This window comes from Chromobacterium vaccinii, from assembly GCF_000971335.1.
Classification (GTDB): domain Bacteria; phylum Pseudomonadota; class Gammaproteobacteria; order Burkholderiales; family Chromobacteriaceae; genus Chromobacterium; species Chromobacterium vaccinii.
Map to the genome: position 1 here is coordinate 101436 of NZ_JZJL01000001.1, position 16792 is coordinate 118227.

A 16792-nucleotide genomic window follows, 5' to 3' on the forward strand; every position below is an offset into this window, starting at 1 on the left:
GGCCTCCAGACTTGGAGGCCATTTTTCGTATTAGCTCAATTGTTCTCTTGAAGCACGCCGTCTACGTTCAGCAAAAGTGGATGTTGGTAACCCATGCGCAATCCACCTGCTATGGGTTGTTATTACTCCGGCAGTTCAATTCCGAATTGATACTTATAATTCTTTGTGACATTTGATGTGAGGGCCACAAGGTCACTTGGCAAAAATGGGACTCGCAAGCGTGCGTCATGCCCCATTTTATAGTGATTCAGGCATTTTCTCGCTAGATTACTCAGCTACGGACCTCAAATAGTGACACTCTGTCTCAAGATTCAAGATCGACATTAATGCAGGCTGATCAATCTGCTGCCCAAGACCAACCTTAAACGTGCTGGCGCTCGAATAATAAATATCTAAATGATGTAATGGATGATGGTGTCCATCCTCACGGATATCATCCCAGTCATACCGGATGTAACCATCCTCGGCAATCATCAGCTCTCGCACTAACGTCCAAAGCTGCGGATCATAGTCTGACATTTCCATGATTGGATCAATAAATCTGCAAAAATCCCGAACACCAAATATTTCACCAGAATCGATTAGCGCAATGATATTTGATGAAACTCTACTGTCAATTTCTATTCCCTCCCTAGAAAAAAATTGATACTGTTCATCACGCAAAATTACGCTAAATGGAAAGCTTATCGAAAATATCTTTCTCCCACCCTCTGACGTACAGAAAAGCCGGCTCATCTTCCCTACACAGATAGTAAGGCGTGCGCTAAAATTGGCTCCTTCCGCAGGCTGCCCTACCAAAAAATTTTTGACTGTCTCCATCCAAAGAACAATGATGTCACGTTTTGAACGAATGGCTGATAGGTATGTTTCAGCCTGGTACCTATCAATATTAAGATTGAATTGCTTAGCCACGTTTAAGCCCTGCTCTTTATCATTCTTTCGTACATAAACCGGCTAGTCTCCCTGATATTATCCATATCAGGCTCTTCTCCGATCACTTTCTTGAGTGCATCAATTAGCTGCTCACGCCATAAAGGAAGAACGCCAATTTCATCGAAGGCCTTATCAGCCATATCGAAGAAGGAGAGGGTGCTAGCAGCTACCGTAATTGTAGTCTTTATCCGAGCCTTTTCTTCATCATTAGGCGGCATGACCTCGATCTTACCTTCCGCGTTAATTCGGCTCAATCCGTCAGAAATATGATGAAGTATATCTTGGTTAAGCTCGGCCGAAACAATCATTCGTGACTGAAGGAAGGAGCGTGTCAAAGTCATATAGAGCGAATTTCGATAAACATAACCATTAGTAATGCTTTTGCTTACACAGATAACAAATGGGAATTCAAGGCCTTTAACATTATTTTTGTTACTTACAAACAATTGCCCCGGCTCTCGACGCTTTGTTTCATGAGCCTTGTTTACTAGCCATCCGAGCTCCCTGCGTACCAAGATAGAGAGCTTATCTGCTAGTGGAAAAGCCTCATCATTTCTGTCAAGGATGATGATCCCAACATCATCAGGCTGTAAGGATGGATGTTCTTGGGCAAGTTGACGAATTGCAGTGACGATACTAAATGCAGCAGCATCTAGGAAGTTTCCACTAACAGACTCAAGCACCACACTCGGGACATCATTTTCTATATCCTCAAAACGCCTTAACGGCTCACGCGTTAAGCGGTATAAAGAGTTTGAGGCGGCCTTCTCTACAATGTAACCGCAAGCAACCCACTCAGGGTCCTCTAACCAGCGTAATTTGGTTTCTTCAAACAAGCCCATTCCAATAGCATGAGCAAACATAAGTGTTCTTGGATCCGTGCGGTAACACTTGCTCAGCAGATGGTCAGGCGCAATATTTGGAGTAATGTTGGCATCGAAGATGCTCTGAAATATGTCACCCGCAACATACAATGTATCTCGGCTAACTTTTCGGCAAAGAGCTATAAATGACTCAGGAAAATCTTGGCTTTCATCAATAAGAATATGATCAAAATATGGATCAACCTCTTCTCCTAACTCTTCAAGAGCTTCGCTACAGGCTCTGGCGAATGACATGTACGCACTGAATGGCTTGAACTGTAGTTTATATACGCTACAAATAAGGCGGTAGGTACCTGAATTGGGGAGTGCATTTGATCCCCATCCATGAACACACCAAAGGCGTGACTCCCAAGCAATTTGCTCTTCAACCTTCATGAAATTGAAGAAGTCTGGTATTCTTTTCCGAAGATGCTCTGCCAGAATCTTATTGTGGCAGGTGAAGAGAATTTTAGAGTTTGGCCGATTTACATATAAATCTCTAAGCTTGTGCAGTAGCAGCTCTGTTTTTCCAGTCCCAGACAAACCTTGGATTCGTACGATGTCATTCTTTGGTTTTTCATAAATAAATCGGGTTTGATCACCATCAAATAACTGTATTTTACGCTTTACCCTATCCAGCAGACTGATCGGCAAATCTGCTTGCACGCGCTCAATGTCATTGATACTACCAGTGAGAAGGGATACCAATAGCTCCGCTATTCGCTGCTTTGCGGGATCGTGCAGTTCTGACTCTTTTATCCAAGCATCAAAAGGCTCAATCTCATCGGCATAAATCGTTGCAATTAGTTCAGACTTCCAAGTCCGTGGGCGACCAATAGCTTCTTTATACCTATATTTGTCAGAAATTGAGGCAAGATCCTCAACGAAATCATCAACGAATTCGTCGAATGAATCATTGTTTCCACTGAAATCTATGAACGTCAGTTTCCTCTTGGGAGAGAGTACGACGACTACACTCGGGTGATCGTAGGTATATCTACTATCACCAAGAGGGCTGGAAATTACATAAATTTGCTCTCGATTTGATATCGCGTGATTTTCGACTTCATCAAGGAATCCTTGATTCAGATGATTTTTTTCTGCTTGGAGGAAAAAGAAACTGTTTGACATTGATAAAGCCCGATAAAGAGATATGTATGGAAATATTTTAAATTTAAATATTTCAAGTTTACACTAAAATAGCGGTTAGCATGATCTATATCCTTGCAGCCAGTTTCACTTCAGGGCAATGTCATTTTTGATTTGAAAGTCATTGTATTTTATGAGAAACCTGAGCGATTCAAAATATATGATCAATAAAATTTACCAAAAACCCACGATCCCGCACAGCACTTCCTTGCCGTACTCTTTGTACTGTCTACATCGGTTCACCTTGGCTCAAGCTCTCTAACGGTTTTTGTTAGCAACTCTAAGCTACTCGCTGATCAGCCAGTACCAATTAGCTTTGGTCCATTTTACCTCGCTCACAAGAAAAGCTTCGGTTGGTCTGTGGCGAATAAAACAAGCTTTTCTTTTGCCTTGGAGCCTCGGCGAAGCACTCGCCCATTTTCATCCATCAAGGTAATTTCGTTACCAGCATGCAAACTTGTCAAAGTTGTCAAATAGTGTGCTTTCGATGCCCCTGTATGATTACAGGTTGCATTCAAGAATTCCTCCACTTTTACTCCATTAGAAAAGCGACCATGAAGCATACGTGGAATTTGTTCAGATAGACGTTCCAGAGTCATCTGGTGGTAGGCTGGCTGGAAAGAAAATATTTCTAACTCCCCAGCCATAAATCTATCGTCATGCAGTGGTGAATAGCCCATCATATTGAATCTATCAAGCCCTTCTCCAGCATATTGGACAACCTCATTCCCATATCGCCATCCAATTTCATTCATGACGTGCCTGGCAGTTGGTTGCCTTGACATGTGAATCAGCCAGTACAAGCCGTAGCCATGGGGGTTCTTAATAAAGAAGCTTTCATAATATCCTGCCCCACAGTCACGCGTTATAGCCTCATAGAAGTATTTTTGAAGAATCTGCCTACGATTGTCTTCATCTCCCTTTTCCCATAGTTGCTCCACTCTCCCCCTGAGATGGTCAAGTGAGAACTGTGTTTTTTCAATGAAACTGTCAATATTCTTCTCACTGATATAATTAATGAGAGAATCGACATTGAAATTTAGGATGATTTCTGAGAAAGGAAGTCTGGACAAGATTTTGTTGATCATGCCAACCGAAATCTGGTTGTAACCATACTGATCCAATAGAAAAAGCGCCCTTGCCTTCGGGTTGGCGGTCTCAATTCTTTGAATAATGGTTTCGATTGCTTGATTGAAGGTACTTTTGATTAACTGGATTCGCCCCTGGTTAAGCCATGGCGCAAAGGGGCTATTTTCAATATTTTTTCTGAGACCATAATGGGCATCCTTGTCTTTGTCGATAAAAAAATACTGCCCAAAAACCTGAAAAGGATTAGTTGTACGCCCCTTATTGACATACGTCTCTCCCTCGAAACAAGCCTCCATCATTATGAATGGCGAACCACTAACAATTTGGCTTGGACGTTGAAACCAATATTTCCCACCACCAGCGAATCCATCTATGAAATACATTGGAAGTTTGGGAACTAGTGGGTTCTTTCCATAGACTTTTATATACTCAACTATGTAGTCTCGTAAAATTTCGTGCTTTACCTTGCTATGTGCTTCAAGCTCAGGTGGATTTTCCCAGTCATAGTGCTTTCGTGGCATATGGATATATGGCTTCCAGCCCATGCAAGGGCATCCAGATATAATGATCCAACTAAAATTCAATGCACGAGATAACTATGTTAAAAATTCCTTGCGAACTCCCATCCATTTTCATGAATTAGGGAGCGGCAGAGCACATAAATTATCAGCCCGATTAAATTTTTTATATCTGCAAGTTTATGGATAATTTCTTACGTCAAGTTCTCACTTCAACAGCCGGCATTTCGTCCCAAGTCCGACCATGCAGTTCTCGCCCGTTATATTTCTTGGCGCGTTTTACACCATCGGATCCCCAGCCACCCCACTGCTTGAAGAAGAACGCGACGCCGGCGTCTTCGCATTGACCGCGAATCGAGTCGACCCAGTCAATTTTCATCGGTCGTGCTTTAGGCCCGGACTCCCCACCCACGATTACCCAATGGATGTTGGTTAAGTCCAACACGCCTACATCCTCGAGCAGCGGCTCAACTGAGAGGAAGCGGATTGCTGCATCGACACGGCGCAGGTGATCAATGCGCGGTACGCCGTATCTGCGATCCTCGACCGACACGCCTAACCAAGCGTTGCTTGGAGCGGTTTTACCTGTAAAGAACGCCTCCAGACGATCAGCCCGCTTGGTCAGGATCTGAAATGTATGCCAGTGGGCACGCTCGATAACGTCAAAGACCTTAGCCACATAGTCGAACGGCACGTCTTCATGAAACAGGTCCGACATGGAGTTCACGAAGTAGGTGGTCGACGTTTTACGCTTCAGCGGGTCATCCAAACGTTGTGGCAACAGCGTCAATTCGAAACCATTCTCGTAGCCAGGAGTCTTCATCGCTTGTAATCGACCAGCCATACCCTCTGCGTAGCAGTGCTTGCACCCCGGAGAAATCTTGGTGCACCCCACTGTCGGGTTCCAAGTTCGCTCAGTCCACTCTATTTTGCTTACCGTTGTCATAATTGCACCTCATTATCGCGATTTTGTAACTCTTCCTGCAACTTGGCAATCGCCAACTCCAGTATTTCTGCCTGGCCTAGCCCCAAGGTTTTTCTGAGTTCCGCTAGGTTCTGCATTCTGCACGGTCATACAGGGATTAGTGCCGATATGGCCCTCCGCCTTGCAGAAGCATTAGGTACCAGCCCTGAGCTCTGGCTAGGTATGCAATCCTCCTGGGCGCTTTGGCAGGAACAACAGAAGCCACGGCCGCATGTCGAGAAGCTGTTGATACGCTGAACAGAGAGCCTGAGCGGGCAGCCTGTCCTGGCCTGATCACCCCGTAACCAGATGGCGCCGTGTTTCATCAACCTCAGACCGGTAGTCCCCAAGAAATTGACTGAAGTACCCGGCGGACCATCTCGGCCCCAAGTGCGGTATCCAGCAAGCTGATGGGTGTGCAATCAAGCTCTTGGTGATAACGGGTCAACCATTCGCGAGCGTGTTCATCACTCCCCAGCGTTTCTCTCGCCTCCCTCAGGATGCCCATCACCCGGAGTAGCCGTTCGCTAGCCACAGAATCTAGAGGCAGGCCCGATGCATTTGCCCGCGAGGCCTTCCGGACGGAGATGCCGACTACATCACCGAGCACCTGAACAGACACCTGCAGCCACTCTGCAACTAACATCAGTTGATTTGCGGGTAAACCTGCTCGGATCGCCTGGATCTGCTCCATCGGTGTCTGTTCAGTCCACTCCCAATTTTGCAATGGCATTGCTGACCGACTCCGTGTACGTATTACACTCTCCCTGCTACTGGTCACGCTGCAGCCTCCTACACAAGTTAGCGCACTGAATTTGCGACACCGTTGGGCATACCGAAAGCTTCCTGGACTATTCCCCAGGAGCATTCATAGCTGAGCATTCCCAGTTCTGGCCTCTCCAGGCGGAGGCGTCCCCAAACCCACGTCATCATCCTTGTCATGCTGTATCGACGCTGTCGAGGACTAGGAGGCCCATCCCTCCAGTCGGGAAATACGGGAAGGCTAAACCCAAATCGGCAATCATCGCGTTCATCACCATACATGAGAACTTGCTTGGCTTTTCGGACATGCTGAGGCGACTTCAGGTCTGTTTTATCTATCTCGGCGGATAACGTGCCATTAAGTAGGCCAATCATATTGGCAAATTCTTTTGCATTCATCGCGCTTTTGCCATTTTGCCAAATTGTCCGTTTAAAAACCTTCTCGTCGAAGATCGCAAAGAACTCAGCGACCAAGCCCCGCTCCTTGAATGTTTCCCCGACAATCAACATGCACTTGTATATCAAATCGGCCAAGAGCTGCATGTCTTCATATTGCCGTTGATGTCGGTACACCTCCCACATCAAGACCAGGCCCGCGAGCGCATCAAGACTACCTGTCCGAACTAGGATACGCCCTTGGCTGTTCCTCACCGAGTTTGGCGTCCACTCCAACTCCGCCTGCCTCCAGCTATACATGGCCCGACGTACTTTCAGCTCCAGCTGATTGATATATCGCTTTGTTCGCTGAAATAGAACGTCTTCAATGAGCAAGACCTCCCAGAGCGGGCTGAGCAGTTCCTGAGATGAGCCTGGCACCACGTCCTCCACCGTTGAAGTTAGCTTGGCTTGCGGTACCCGTTTGCCATTTTTGTACCGTTGCCACTTCTTGGGTGGTGCTCGCTTCTCCCCCTCTTGGGCAGATGGCTTCTGTTCAAACCTCTTCTCCAAAGCATAGGCGGATTTTTCACCCGTTCGCAGACGAACACCCTCGTACCAATAACGTACCCGCAGTGCTTTGACGGATTCTTTTAGGCAATTTTTTTTCATCTCTTTTTAGTCAAAAAATACGATGAAAAGCCAAGAAAAAATCAACCAACCCATTGAATTTAAACAAATCACTTCATGGGTGGGAAAATTTCCTTATCGTTTTTTGTCCACCTATGCCAACGCTAAACCATGGCATACGCTGTATGCAATTCTGACGCGAGGTGTGACGTGGCGAAACAAGCGGATATAGAGCGTTTGACTGACGAACTAAGGGACAACCTGACCAAACTGTATGGTCCCTTACTTCCCAGTCGTGAACTCTGGAAGATCTTCGGCTACGCCTCGCCCGCGGCATACCGCCAGGCCCGAGCTCGGAAATCGCTGCCCATCGAAGAGTTCGAGATCGAGGGGCGCCGCGGTTACTTTGCGCTCACATACAACGTCGCCAGCTGGCTCGCCGCACAAGGCTGCCAACAAGCGCAGACATTGCCTGAAGAGGATCATGAAACCAGTGCGGATAGCAAATGAAGGCGTGTGGGACAGGGGAAAGCCAAGCAGCTGACCATCCTGAAAACGGACCAAGATCAACCCAGGTGTGAAGGAGAGGTAGATATGAAAAAAGGCTAGCGTAAGTGGCTAGCCCTTTGATGCAAAAGACGAAGCTTTTGCGGTCTCAAACCTAGTATCGTCCCGCGCATCAAGGCGGTCAAGCCACATCCCCCCATCCCCAGCCAAAAACGTTCAGTTTTCAACTTAACGGCGGATTTTCACGTCCTTTTTTGGCCAACTTTCCAACAGATGCGTGGCTGCGCAGGGAGAGGTCTTGCCCGCGCAGCCGGGAGAAGACGATGCAAGGAGTACGACGAGTCGTTACCCGTCGGGGCCGGCACATCCGTGGTTATTTTCCCTCCAAGAAGATGGCACAGATGGTGCCATGGGAATCGCTGCCGGAACGCGATGCCCTGCTATTGCTGGAGCTATCACCAGGTGTCGTTGCTTTTAAAGCGCAACCTGAAAAGTTGCCGTATTGGGACGGGACCGCCATGCGCGTCCACTTCCCAGATTTGTGGGTGCTTCTGTACGACGAACACGTGCTGTTCGTCGAGCTCAAGCCGGCATCCGAACTGGCCCGCCCCCAGGTCAAAGCGAAATACCGCCAGATTGCCGAACAGCTGTTGGCGCAAGGTCTGGATTATCGGCTTTTGACCGATAAGGAAATCCGGCAGGAGCCGCTGTTCAGCAATCTGAAACAGCTGCTGTATCGCTACAACCATCCCGCGAGCCCCCTCCCAACCCGCAACCAGCTGGTTGCGGCCTTCTATCTGACCGAATCCCTCCCCTTGGCGCAATGCCTGGAGCGGTTCGGTCCAGACGTCACCAACACCCTGATCGCGCAAGCCCGGCTCTATGTCGACCTGACACAGCCCCTCGCACCGGCTTCCCTCGTTCAACTACCTACGGGAGAGTGCCATGCAACGATTTACTTTTAAGCGTGGCCTGGGATTCCTCCAGAGACAGACTCGCTGGGAGCTGGACCGCCGGCTGGCCAGCGGCAAGCTTCAGTTGCTCTCGGACGAAGGCGAGGTTCTGACGCTGACCTCCGCGGAAATCTTGCAACGCTGGCAGTCCCAGGAGTGGATCATCGACGAAGAGTCATTGGCCAACCTCGGCGAAGCGATCTATCTCGTGACGCCGCGCGATCTGTCGACCTATCCGCTCAAAATCCAGGCCATCGTTCGGCGCCGCCTGCATTATCTGCAGGGCATCGATCCCGACCACACACCGTACAACGTGCAGGTCTGGCAGGCACGCATTGATCAACTTGCCAGCGAGATTGGAGACCCTTACCCGCCTTGCGCGTCGACCGTATCGGACTGGTGGCGGCGTTACCGAACCACCCGCTCCATTCTGAAACTGATTCCCTGGAGTCGGCCAGAATCCAACCACCAGACTAAACCGGGCTATCAGCTGTTCGAGCGGGTCATCGCCGAGGTCTATCTCACCGACAACAAGCTGCCGAAAGTGGCGGTCTACCAGCGGATGAAAGCGCGTACCGAGGCCATCAACCAGACGTTATCCCCTGACGAGCAGATGAGATGCCCCGGCCGTACCACGGTATTCCGCTGGCTGGAGGCGCTACAGCAGGATTTGGTCGATCTAGCCCGCGAGGGCGCCGAGGCCGTGCGGATGAAATACCGCGTCGCGATCGGCCGTGTGGAGACTCAGGCCATCCTGGAACGGATCGAGATCGACCATACCCCGCTGGATATCATCATTATCGATCTGGTGACCGGCCTGGCATTGGGCAGGCCGTGGATTACCGTGGCGATCGACCAATACTCCCGGATGATCGTCGGTTTCTACATCAGCATCAGCGCGCCCTCCGCCAACTCGCTATTGCAGTGCCTGCGGCGGGCCATCCTGCCCAAGGACGATCTGCTGCGCCAGTGGACCGATATCAAGCACCCGTGGCCGGCCTACGGCATCCCGCAGTTGGTTGCCGTCGACAATGGTCCGGATCTGCACAGCACTGGTTTTGAACAGGCCTGCCTGGAGATGAGCATCGTGATGCTGTTCTGCGGCGCGAAGGTGTCGTGGGAAAAAGGCGCGATCGAACGGTTTATCCGCACACAAAATGTAGACCTCATCCACACCCTGCCAGGCACCACGTTTTCCAACCCCAAAGAGCGCGGCGACTACCCGGCAGAGAAACAGGCCTGCCTGGACATGGCCACGCTGACGCGTTTGTTGGTGCGCTGGATTGTCGATGTCTACAACGTCACACCTCACCGCGGCATTAAGGGGCGGCCGCTGGACCGTTGGCAGGAGTCCGCCAATCGGACGCCGATTGCGCTGCCCACCGACCCACAGCAGTTGGAGCTGATCGCCGGCATTCCGGCGAGCCGGACGCTGTTCCACTACGGCATCGAGTTCGAAGGCCTGCATTACAACGACCACCACGTGCAGTTAATCCGCCGGCGTTTCGGCAAAAACGTTCCCGTGGAGATCAAGACCTACGAGGATGATGTCGGCCACATTCATGTGCTAGATCCAGACAGCCGGGTGTATCTGCGCGTCTCCGCCCGCGACCCAGAGTACGCCGAGGGGCTGCCCAGGGAAATGCACCGCACCATCCGCGCCCATGCCCGTAAGCGCTTTGGCGAGCTGTGCAACACCCCGGATTTGCTGGAGGCGAAACGCGAGATCCAGGAACTGGCGCAGGCGGCGCTGCAGCACAAGAAGATGGGCTACCGGAAGTCCGGCGCGCGCCAGTTCAACCTCAACAGCGAAGCGGTGCTGGAAAAACAGGATCCGCTGGTCGCCGCCAGAAAACCCGTCAAAACCCGCAAAGTCGCCGTTCCAGACACCTTGCCGGACGGACTGCAGGATGAGCTGCCGGAGCTGTCGGTGTCAGCCAAGAAGGGAGGCGCGTGATGGATCCGCTCGACCTGATGCGGCAGTTCGCCCCGAACGCCGGCTACACGTCCGACAAGGTGCTGGGCTACAAGCTGCAGTTGGAACCCATCTACCACCAACGCTTTCGCCACGCGCTGTTCCAGATCGCCGAACTGCATCACCGTCGCCGCGCGCATGGCGTGGGCGGCGGCGTACTGTTGATCGGCCCCTCCGGTGCCGGCAAAAGCACCGTCCTCCGGGCGTATGAAGCGCAGTCACCACGCAGTTTTGAGACGCAGCGCACTCGGATTCCGGTCCTCATCGTGCGAGTGCCGTCGTCGCCGACGGTACGCAGTCTCGCGGGCGCCATCCTGGAGGCCATGGGGGACCGGAAGTCGCACCGCGGCACTGCCCCCGAGAAAACCACCCGGCTGGTCGACTTCTTCTCGCAATGCGGTGTGGAGTTGCTGTTGATCGATGAGTTCCAGCATCTGTTCTATACCCCCAGCGCGACAGCATTTCGGGATGTCACCGATTGGCTGAAGAACCTGCTGGAGAGTACCGGCGTAGGCATGGTGGCGTGCGGGCTGTCGGCAGCCGAGCTGGTGATCCGCAGCAACGAGCAGTTGTCGCGCCGCTTCTCGCAGTGCATCCCCATGGATCCGTTCCAACTCGACGATGAGGCGGATTTCTTGGAATACCGGGGGCTGCTCAAAGGCATCGCCCCCTGCCTGCCGCTGGGCTGCGAGATTCCCTTGCATGAGGCCAACCTGGCGCGGCGCATTCATACCGCCAGTTTCGGCCTGCTCGACTACACCATCAAGCTGCTGGAGGGCGCGGTTTGCGCGGCCAACCTGGCCGGCCTCAACACGCTATCGCTGGATGTGCTGGCCGCCAGCTTTCGCGAGCGGATCTGGAAAGACGTGCCCGACACGCTAAATCCCTTCCATCCCGAGTCGTTGCTACGCCCCCTCACTCGCCCCGGCGAGATGTTCTACCCACATACCCGCAAGGACCCAGTCGGCTCGCCGGTAGCCATCAAGCTGGGCCTGCATCAGAGCAAAGGAGGCGTGACCCATGCATGACAGCACCATCCCCAGGCAAGATGCTCCCAGCTTGCTGATCCGGCCTCGGCCAACCCGAACCGAGGGGCCTATCGGCTACCTGTTCCGGCTGGCCGAGGCTAACTTCATGAGCCTGCGAGACCTAGAACAGCTCGGCATCGCCTTCACCCCGGAGGCCTTACGGCAGCAACAGCTGCTGCCTCCCGATTCGCTTTATCCAGAGCTGCTCAACCATGTTTGCCACGTGGCCGAGTTGGCGCGACATCAGCCCAGCATCTGGAACCGACGCTTCGCCCGGCACTGCCCATACTGCCTGTCGGAGGAGGCTAGGTGGCGGATCGGCTGGGAGTTGCTGTATTTCGACACCTGCCCCAAACACGGCACCTGGCTGGTAGACCATTGCTCCAGTTGCGGCCAGTCGCTGACCTGGCATCGAGACAGCCTGCTCCGCTGCAACTGCGGCGCCGATCTGCGTCGGGAAATCCCGGAGGAAGCGCCCGCGGCCGCCATTCTGCTGGCGGAAACGCTGGAACAGATGTTGTTGCAGCAAGCTGTTCCACAAGAGTATGGCTATCCCTTCCAGGGGCTCACCCTGGAGCAGATACAGCGCCTGATCCGCTATCTGGGCACTTATCTGAATCCGGTCGCCACGCTCAAACCACTCAAAATCATGAATGCGGGCTTACTGGAAGTGTCCTGGCCCATCACCTCATTGGCAGCGGAGATGCTGGTTTTCTGGCCCGACAAGTTCCACGCCGCCCTCGACGCCCTGCAAACGTCCAGCGGGGATCCGCAGATCAGCTTGAACACCGTATTTGAGGAGGCTTATCGCTACCTTTACGATGGCGGGCTACGCGATGGCGTTTACCTTCCAATGCGCGAGGCTTTCGAACAGTGGGTGACACAGCGCTGGAAAGGCGGCGTGGCGAGACGGAATCGACGGTTTACCCTCGAGGTCCTAGAAAACATCCAGTGGATTCCTGGCAAGGCCGCCGCCAACCGACTTGGCATCTCCATGGCGCGACTGCGCTACCTGATCCGATCCGGACAACTGGAGGGGCAGGAAACCATCAGCAGTAAAGGCCGCCGCTTCCTGATGGTACGCAAAGACCGGCTGATCCAGGTGGAGGAAGAGCTCGCCGGAGAAATCACCATGACCAAGGCCATGGAGGTGCTGGGCCTGGGCAAGGTGAGGATGCGCCGGATCCTGAAGCTGCTATTCCCCTCCGCCCGCCGAGTCAACGACCAACCCTTGCTGCCGTGGTGCATTTCCAGCTCGGAGGTCTATCAGTTGGCGGAGTACGGCGAGGATCTGCCGCGGGTCTACTCCCTCGATGAAGATGAAACCTCGCTGGCCGATGTGCTGCATTACTGGCAGTGGAATGCCGATGAAGTGGTGTCACTGGTCGAGGAGGTCCAGGCCGGCAAACTGGCCGTCTGCGCCACCCTCATCGGCAAGACCGGGATCACCCGCTGGGTGTTCAAGCGCAAGGCCCTGCAGCAGTGGCGAGCCGGTCTCCCCACGGATCGAGCCAACTGGGTCACCATCCCGGAGTTGGCCGAAGTGCTGGGCGTGAAGCAGCAGGTCGCGTACTGGCTGACGCAGAACGACTACATCCGCTCACACAAACTGGGCAACCAGAAGCACCAAGGCTCCAGGGTACGCAAAGCGGATGTCGACCGCTTCCTGCGGCAGTACATCTTCGGCACCGAGATCGCAGACCTGACCGGCCGCTCGCCCAGGAAAGTGATGAACATGCTCAAACACTTAGCCATCTACCCGCTCCGCGGCACCAGCATCGAAGCTTGCCGCCAACTGGTATATACTCGCACCGATACGCTTACCCGATTTATCGAGAGATATCAGGTGGGGGATCCGATCAAGTGGCGGGACACGGTGCAGCGGCGGCTGAAGGCCTGGGAGAGGATAATCCAGGAAGATGGGACGCCCGTACCGCCTCCGTCCCACTTTCGTCTAGAACCCCGTTGATCTGTCGTGGGGCTCATCTAGAGGAAGATGGGATCCTACAAAAGGTGTAGGATCCCACAAAACTCTAGATTTTTCCCACTTTTCTAGATTTTTGGGATTTCATGCACAGCCTACGCTGTGAGAAGAATGGCCTCCAGGTTTGGGGGCCATTTTTATTTCTAGAGTATCACTGGATTCAAAAAACGTACTGAGCACATTAGGCCCCAGTATTGAGAAAATCATCCAGTCCCTACCAATAACATACCTGTACTTTAGTACAGTCATGTCAACCGTTTCCGACAATTTGAGTTGTTGCTTCCCCCTCAACATCATAAAATTCTTATCCCCTTTCAGTTCAATAACATACCCTCTTTCGAGGGTATTTTTATTTGGGAGTCTGATGGATCTGAATTCACTGCTGGCCAGCTTTGCTTCCGCCTTTGGCCAAGATAACCGGATGTTGACGCTGCAGCTTGGCACCGCCCAGATAGCCGCCGAGCAGCTGCTGCCGCTAAGCCTGGACGGCGAGGAAGGCGTCTCCCGCGCCTACCGCTACACGCTCACCTGCCTGTCGCCGGACGGCAATATCGAACTCAAGACGCTGCTGGGCCAGCCGGCCCGAATCGGCATTGCGGATGCGGACGGAGACGAAACCATCCGCTGCGGCGTGGTCAGCCAGGCCAAGCTGGCGGGATCGGATGGCGGCTTCGCCAAATACGAGCTGACCATCGAGCCTCCCTTCGCGCTGCTGCGCCACCGCCGCACTTCTCGCGTATTCCAGGATTTGTCGGTTCCAGACATCGTCAAACAGATCCTGTCCGAGCATCAGGCTGCCAACCCGGCCTTCGCCCGGGTGCAAACGCTGGACATTCAGGTCAAGCCGGCCCAGCCGCGCAGCTACACGCTGCAGTATCGCGAGAGCGATTTCGATTTCATCGTCAGGCTGTTGCATGAGGAAGGCTACGCCTGGCGATTCGTTCATCTGGATGAAGTGACCGAGCGAGGTAGCGAAGCGTCGCGAGGAAATAGCCCGCAGGTGGAACTGGCCATCTTTGACGATGCCCACCGCCTGCCGGGCTCCAAACTGGAACGAGTGCGCTTCCATCGCAGCGATGCGACGGAAGAGGAGGATGGCCTCACCGACTGGAGTGCCGCGCGCCAGATCGTGCCCGGCGGCACCGCCTTGGCCAGCTACGATTACAAACCGGTCTACACCCAGCAAAACCGCGATGACAGCCATATCGACCAAGGCCAAACCGGCCAAGCCCTGCAAAGCAGCCTGACGCAGTACGACGCGCCGGGCCTGTACTATGCCGGCGATGAGGAGCAACTGGGCCATTACGCCGAACTGCGGCAGCAAGCCAACGATTTGCAGGCCAAATCGTTCAGCGGCAGCGGATCGGTGCGCGGACTGCTGCCGGGCGAGTGGTTCCGCCTGGATGACCATCCCGCCCATGACGGCGACGCGGCGGAAAAGCGCGAATTTGTCGTCACCGGCCAAAGCTTCCAGGTCCGCAACAACTTGCCGACGGACCTGACGCGCCAGCTGCAGCAAACCGCGCCCAGCTTGCTGGCCTTGTCCCCCAGGCCCCTTGCGGGAGAGGGGCCGGGGGAGAATGGTAGTCAAGCCGCCCCGTTCCGCACCCGCATCCAGACCCAGCGCCGCGGCATCCCGCTGACGCCGGTGTTTACTGATACCGAGCACGCCAAACCGAAATCTCGCGGCGTGCAGACCGCCACCGTGGTCGGCCCCGCCGGCGAAGAAGTCCACACCGATGAACAAGGCCGGATCAAGGTGCAGTTCCACTGGCAGCGGCCGGACGAGCATCCCACCATCGGCGCCGGCCTCGACGACAAATCCTCCTGCTGGCTGCGCGTCGCCATGCCGTCGGCCGGCGCCGGCTGGGGCCACCAGTTCATCCCGCGCCTCGGCCAGGAAGTGCTGGTCGACTTCATCGAAGGCGACATCGACCGCCCGGTGATCACCGGCGTGCTGTACAACGGCAGCCACCCCACGCCCGACTTCAGCGGCGCCGGCTCGCTCCCCGCCAACAAGACTCTGTCCGGCATCAAATCCAAAGAGCACCAGGGCGGCGGCTACAACGAACTCTTGTTCGACGACACGCCCGGCGAAGTGCGCGCCAAGCTGTCGAGCGAACCGGACAAGACCCAGCTCAACCAGGGCTACCTCGCCCACCCGCGCAGCAACGGCAAAGCCCAGCCGCGCGGCGACGGCTTCGAACTCAGAACCGACCACCACGGCGCCATCCGCGCCGCCCACGGCCTGCTGCTGTCCACCGAGGCGCAGAACGGCGCTTCTGGCAAGCAACTGGCGCGCGAACATGCGCAAAACCAGCTGCAGTCCGCTGTCGCCTTGAGCCAAGCGCTGGCCGAAACCGCCGCCGGCCAGCTGGCCGACACCATGGAAACCGGCCCCGACGAAATCGGCCCGGACAACGCCAAGACCGGCAAGAAAGCCACCGGCCACGCGCAGCACCAGCTGGATGCCTTGGCCGCGTGGGAGGCGGGCACCAACACCGATAAAGACGGCAAGACCGCGAAAGACCAAGCCGGCCAGCAGCCGCTACTGATCCTGTCCGCTCCGGCCGGCATCGTAAGCGCAACCGAACTGAGCCAGACGCTGGCAGCCGGAGCCAATCTCAACCTTGTTGCCCAGCGCGACGCTAACCACACCACCGGCCGCCGCTGGATTAACAATGTCGGCAAGAGCATCAGCCTGTTCGTTACAGGCGTGAAAGACAAGGTGGCGCTGAAGCTGATCGCCGCCAAGGGCAGGGTACAGGTACAGGCGCAAAGCGACATGATGGAAATCACGGCGGATCAGGATGTGACGATTACTTCATGCAAGGAAAGGGTTGTCGTCAACGCCAAGCAAGAAATCCTGGTCACAGCCGGCGGCGGCTATATCCGCATCGCCGGGGGCAATATCGAGGTGCATTGCCCCGGCACCGTCAGCGTCAAGGGCGCCAGCCACGATCTGAGCGGACCGGCCAGCATGAACCCTCCGCTGCCAACGCTCCCCAAAGACAAGTACACCCCACCCAATACCCATCCGTTCTCGGAATAAGCGGATACCA

The 16792-nt window shown here is 54.1% G+C and carries 13 protein-coding genes; 7 read left to right on the forward strand and 6 right to left on the reverse strand.

The genetic code is table 11. From position 1 onward, the window contains the following. Positions 1-267: 267 nt before the first annotated feature. The 4 genes from VL52_RS24330 to VL52_RS00495 all read right to left on the reverse strand — a co-directional run bounded on the left by VL52_RS24330 (position 268) and on the right by VL52_RS00495 (position 5498). Positions 268-912 (reverse strand): STM2766 family helicase-associated protein, encoded by a 645-nt coding sequence (locus VL52_RS24330; protein ID WP_144410126.1) that lies wholly within the window; start codon positions 910-912, stop codon positions 268-270. Positions 913-914: 2 nt separating this feature from the next. Then, positions 915-2927: an STM2767 family DEAD/DEAH box helicase gene (locus VL52_RS00485; RefSeq protein WP_046155231.1), complete on the reverse strand. Its 2013-nt coding sequence runs from the start codon at positions 2925-2927 to the stop codon at positions 915-917. A gap of 353 nt (positions 2928-3280) precedes the next feature. Next, complete coding sequence (locus VL52_RS00490) at positions 3281-4579, reverse strand: three-Cys-motif partner protein TcmP (protein ID WP_082113564.1); 1299 nt, start codon at positions 4577-4579, stop codon at positions 3281-3283. A 172-nt stretch (positions 4580-4751) separates the two neighbouring features. Then, on the reverse strand, positions 4752-5498 hold the full coding sequence (locus tag VL52_RS00495; protein WP_046155233.1) for a DUF5131 family protein: 747 nt from the start codon (positions 5496-5498) through the stop codon (positions 4752-4754). On the opposite strand from VL52_RS00495, the gene VL52_RS25525 reads away from it, so the two are divergent. Further along, on the forward strand, positions 5412-5774 hold the full coding sequence (locus VL52_RS25525) for a HigA family addiction module antitoxin (RefSeq protein ID WP_268753670.1): 363 nt from the start codon (positions 5412-5414) through the stop codon (positions 5772-5774). The two genes, VL52_RS00495 and VL52_RS25525, sit on opposite strands and share 87 nt — an antisense overlap. Positions 5775-5847: 73 nt before the next feature. Here VL52_RS25525 and VL52_RS23015 read toward each other — a convergent pair whose 3' ends face one another. Both VL52_RS23015 and VL52_RS00505 read right to left on the reverse strand, forming a co-directional pair. After that, positions 5848-6384, reverse strand: coding sequence for an Xre family toxin-antitoxin system antitoxin (locus tag VL52_RS23015; RefSeq protein ID WP_082113566.1), 537 nt, complete (start codon positions 6382-6384; stop codon positions 5848-5850). Continuing rightward, the gene (locus VL52_RS00505) at positions 6318-7325 is read right to left on the reverse strand and encodes a hypothetical protein (protein WP_144410127.1); all 1008 of its coding nucleotides are present in this window, start codon (positions 7323-7325) and stop codon (positions 6318-6320) included. Before VL52_RS00505 ends, VL52_RS23015 begins: the two co-directional genes overlap by 67 nt. A gap of 195 nt (positions 7326-7520) precedes the next feature. On the opposite strand from VL52_RS00505, the gene VL52_RS00510 reads away from it, so the two are divergent. The 6 genes from VL52_RS00510 to VL52_RS00535 all read left to right on the forward strand — a co-directional run bounded on the left by VL52_RS00510 (position 7521) and on the right by VL52_RS00535 (position 16782). Next, a complete protein-coding gene (locus tag VL52_RS00510; RefSeq protein ID WP_144410128.1) occupies positions 7521-7793 on the forward strand; it encodes a hypothetical protein in 273 nt (90 codons plus the stop codon). 320 nt (positions 7794-8113) lie between these two features. Beyond that, entirely contained in the window at positions 8114-8755 is a 642-nt protein-coding gene (locus VL52_RS23020) for a TnsA endonuclease N-terminal domain-containing protein (RefSeq protein ID WP_082113567.1), read from the forward strand. Next, positions 8736-10700 (forward strand): TnsB C-terminal domain-containing protein, encoded by a 1965-nt coding sequence (locus VL52_RS23025; RefSeq protein WP_082113568.1) that lies wholly within the window; start codon positions 8736-8738, stop codon positions 10698-10700. The genes VL52_RS23020 and VL52_RS23025 overlap by 20 nt, the downstream gene beginning before the upstream one ends. Then, complete coding sequence (locus VL52_RS00525; RefSeq protein WP_046155235.1) at positions 10700-11746, forward strand: TniB family NTP-binding protein; 1047 nt, start codon at positions 10700-10702, stop codon at positions 11744-11746. Before VL52_RS23025 ends, VL52_RS00525 begins: the two co-directional genes overlap by 1 nt. Then, entirely contained in the window at positions 11739-13715 is a 1977-nt protein-coding gene (locus tag VL52_RS00530) for a helix-turn-helix domain-containing protein (RefSeq protein ID WP_046155236.1), read from the forward strand. Before VL52_RS00525 ends, VL52_RS00530 begins: the two co-directional genes overlap by 8 nt. A 379-nt stretch (positions 13716-14094) precedes the next feature. Continuing rightward, positions 14095-16782, forward strand: a complete 2688-nt coding sequence (locus tag VL52_RS00535; RefSeq protein WP_046155237.1) for a type VI secretion system Vgr family protein — start codon at positions 14095-14097, stop codon at positions 16780-16782. The last annotated feature ends 10 nt before the right edge of the window (positions 16783-16792 follow it).

Excerpts from the sequence above, each read along its gene's own strand:
- VL52_RS00485 (WP_046155231.1), bottom strand. The coding sequence starts at position 2,927 with ATGTCAAACAGTTTCTTTTTCCTCCAAGCAGAAAAAAATCATCTGAAT.
- VL52_RS00490 (WP_082113564.1), bottom strand. The coding sequence starts at position 4,579 with ATGGGCTGGAAGCCATATATCCATATGCCACGAAAGCACTATGACTGG.
- VL52_RS00495 (WP_046155233.1), bottom strand. The coding sequence starts at position 5,498 with ATGACAACGGTAAGCAAAATAGAGTGGACTGAGCGAACTTGGAACCCG.
- VL52_RS23015 (WP_082113566.1), bottom strand. The coding sequence starts at position 6,384 with ATGCTCCTGGGGAATAGTCCAGGAAGCTTTCGGTATGCCCAACGGTGT.
- VL52_RS00505 (WP_144410127.1), bottom strand. The coding sequence starts at position 7,325 with ATGAAAAAAAATTGCCTAAAAGAATCCGTCAAAGCACTGCGGGTACGT.
- VL52_RS23020 (WP_082113567.1), top strand. The coding sequence starts at position 8,114 with ATGCAAGGAGTACGACGAGTCGTTACCCGTCGGGGCCGGCACATCCGT.
- VL52_RS23025 (WP_082113568.1), top strand. The coding sequence starts at position 8,736 with ATGCAACGATTTACTTTTAAGCGTGGCCTGGGATTCCTCCAGAGACAG.
- VL52_RS00525 (WP_046155235.1), top strand. The coding sequence starts at position 10,700 with ATGGATCCGCTCGACCTGATGCGGCAGTTCGCCCCGAACGCCGGCTAC.
- VL52_RS00530 (WP_046155236.1), top strand. The coding sequence starts at position 11,739 with ATGCATGACAGCACCATCCCCAGGCAAGATGCTCCCAGCTTGCTGATC.
- VL52_RS00535 (WP_046155237.1), top strand. The coding sequence starts at position 14,095 with ATGGATCTGAATTCACTGCTGGCCAGCTTTGCTTCCGCCTTTGGCCAA.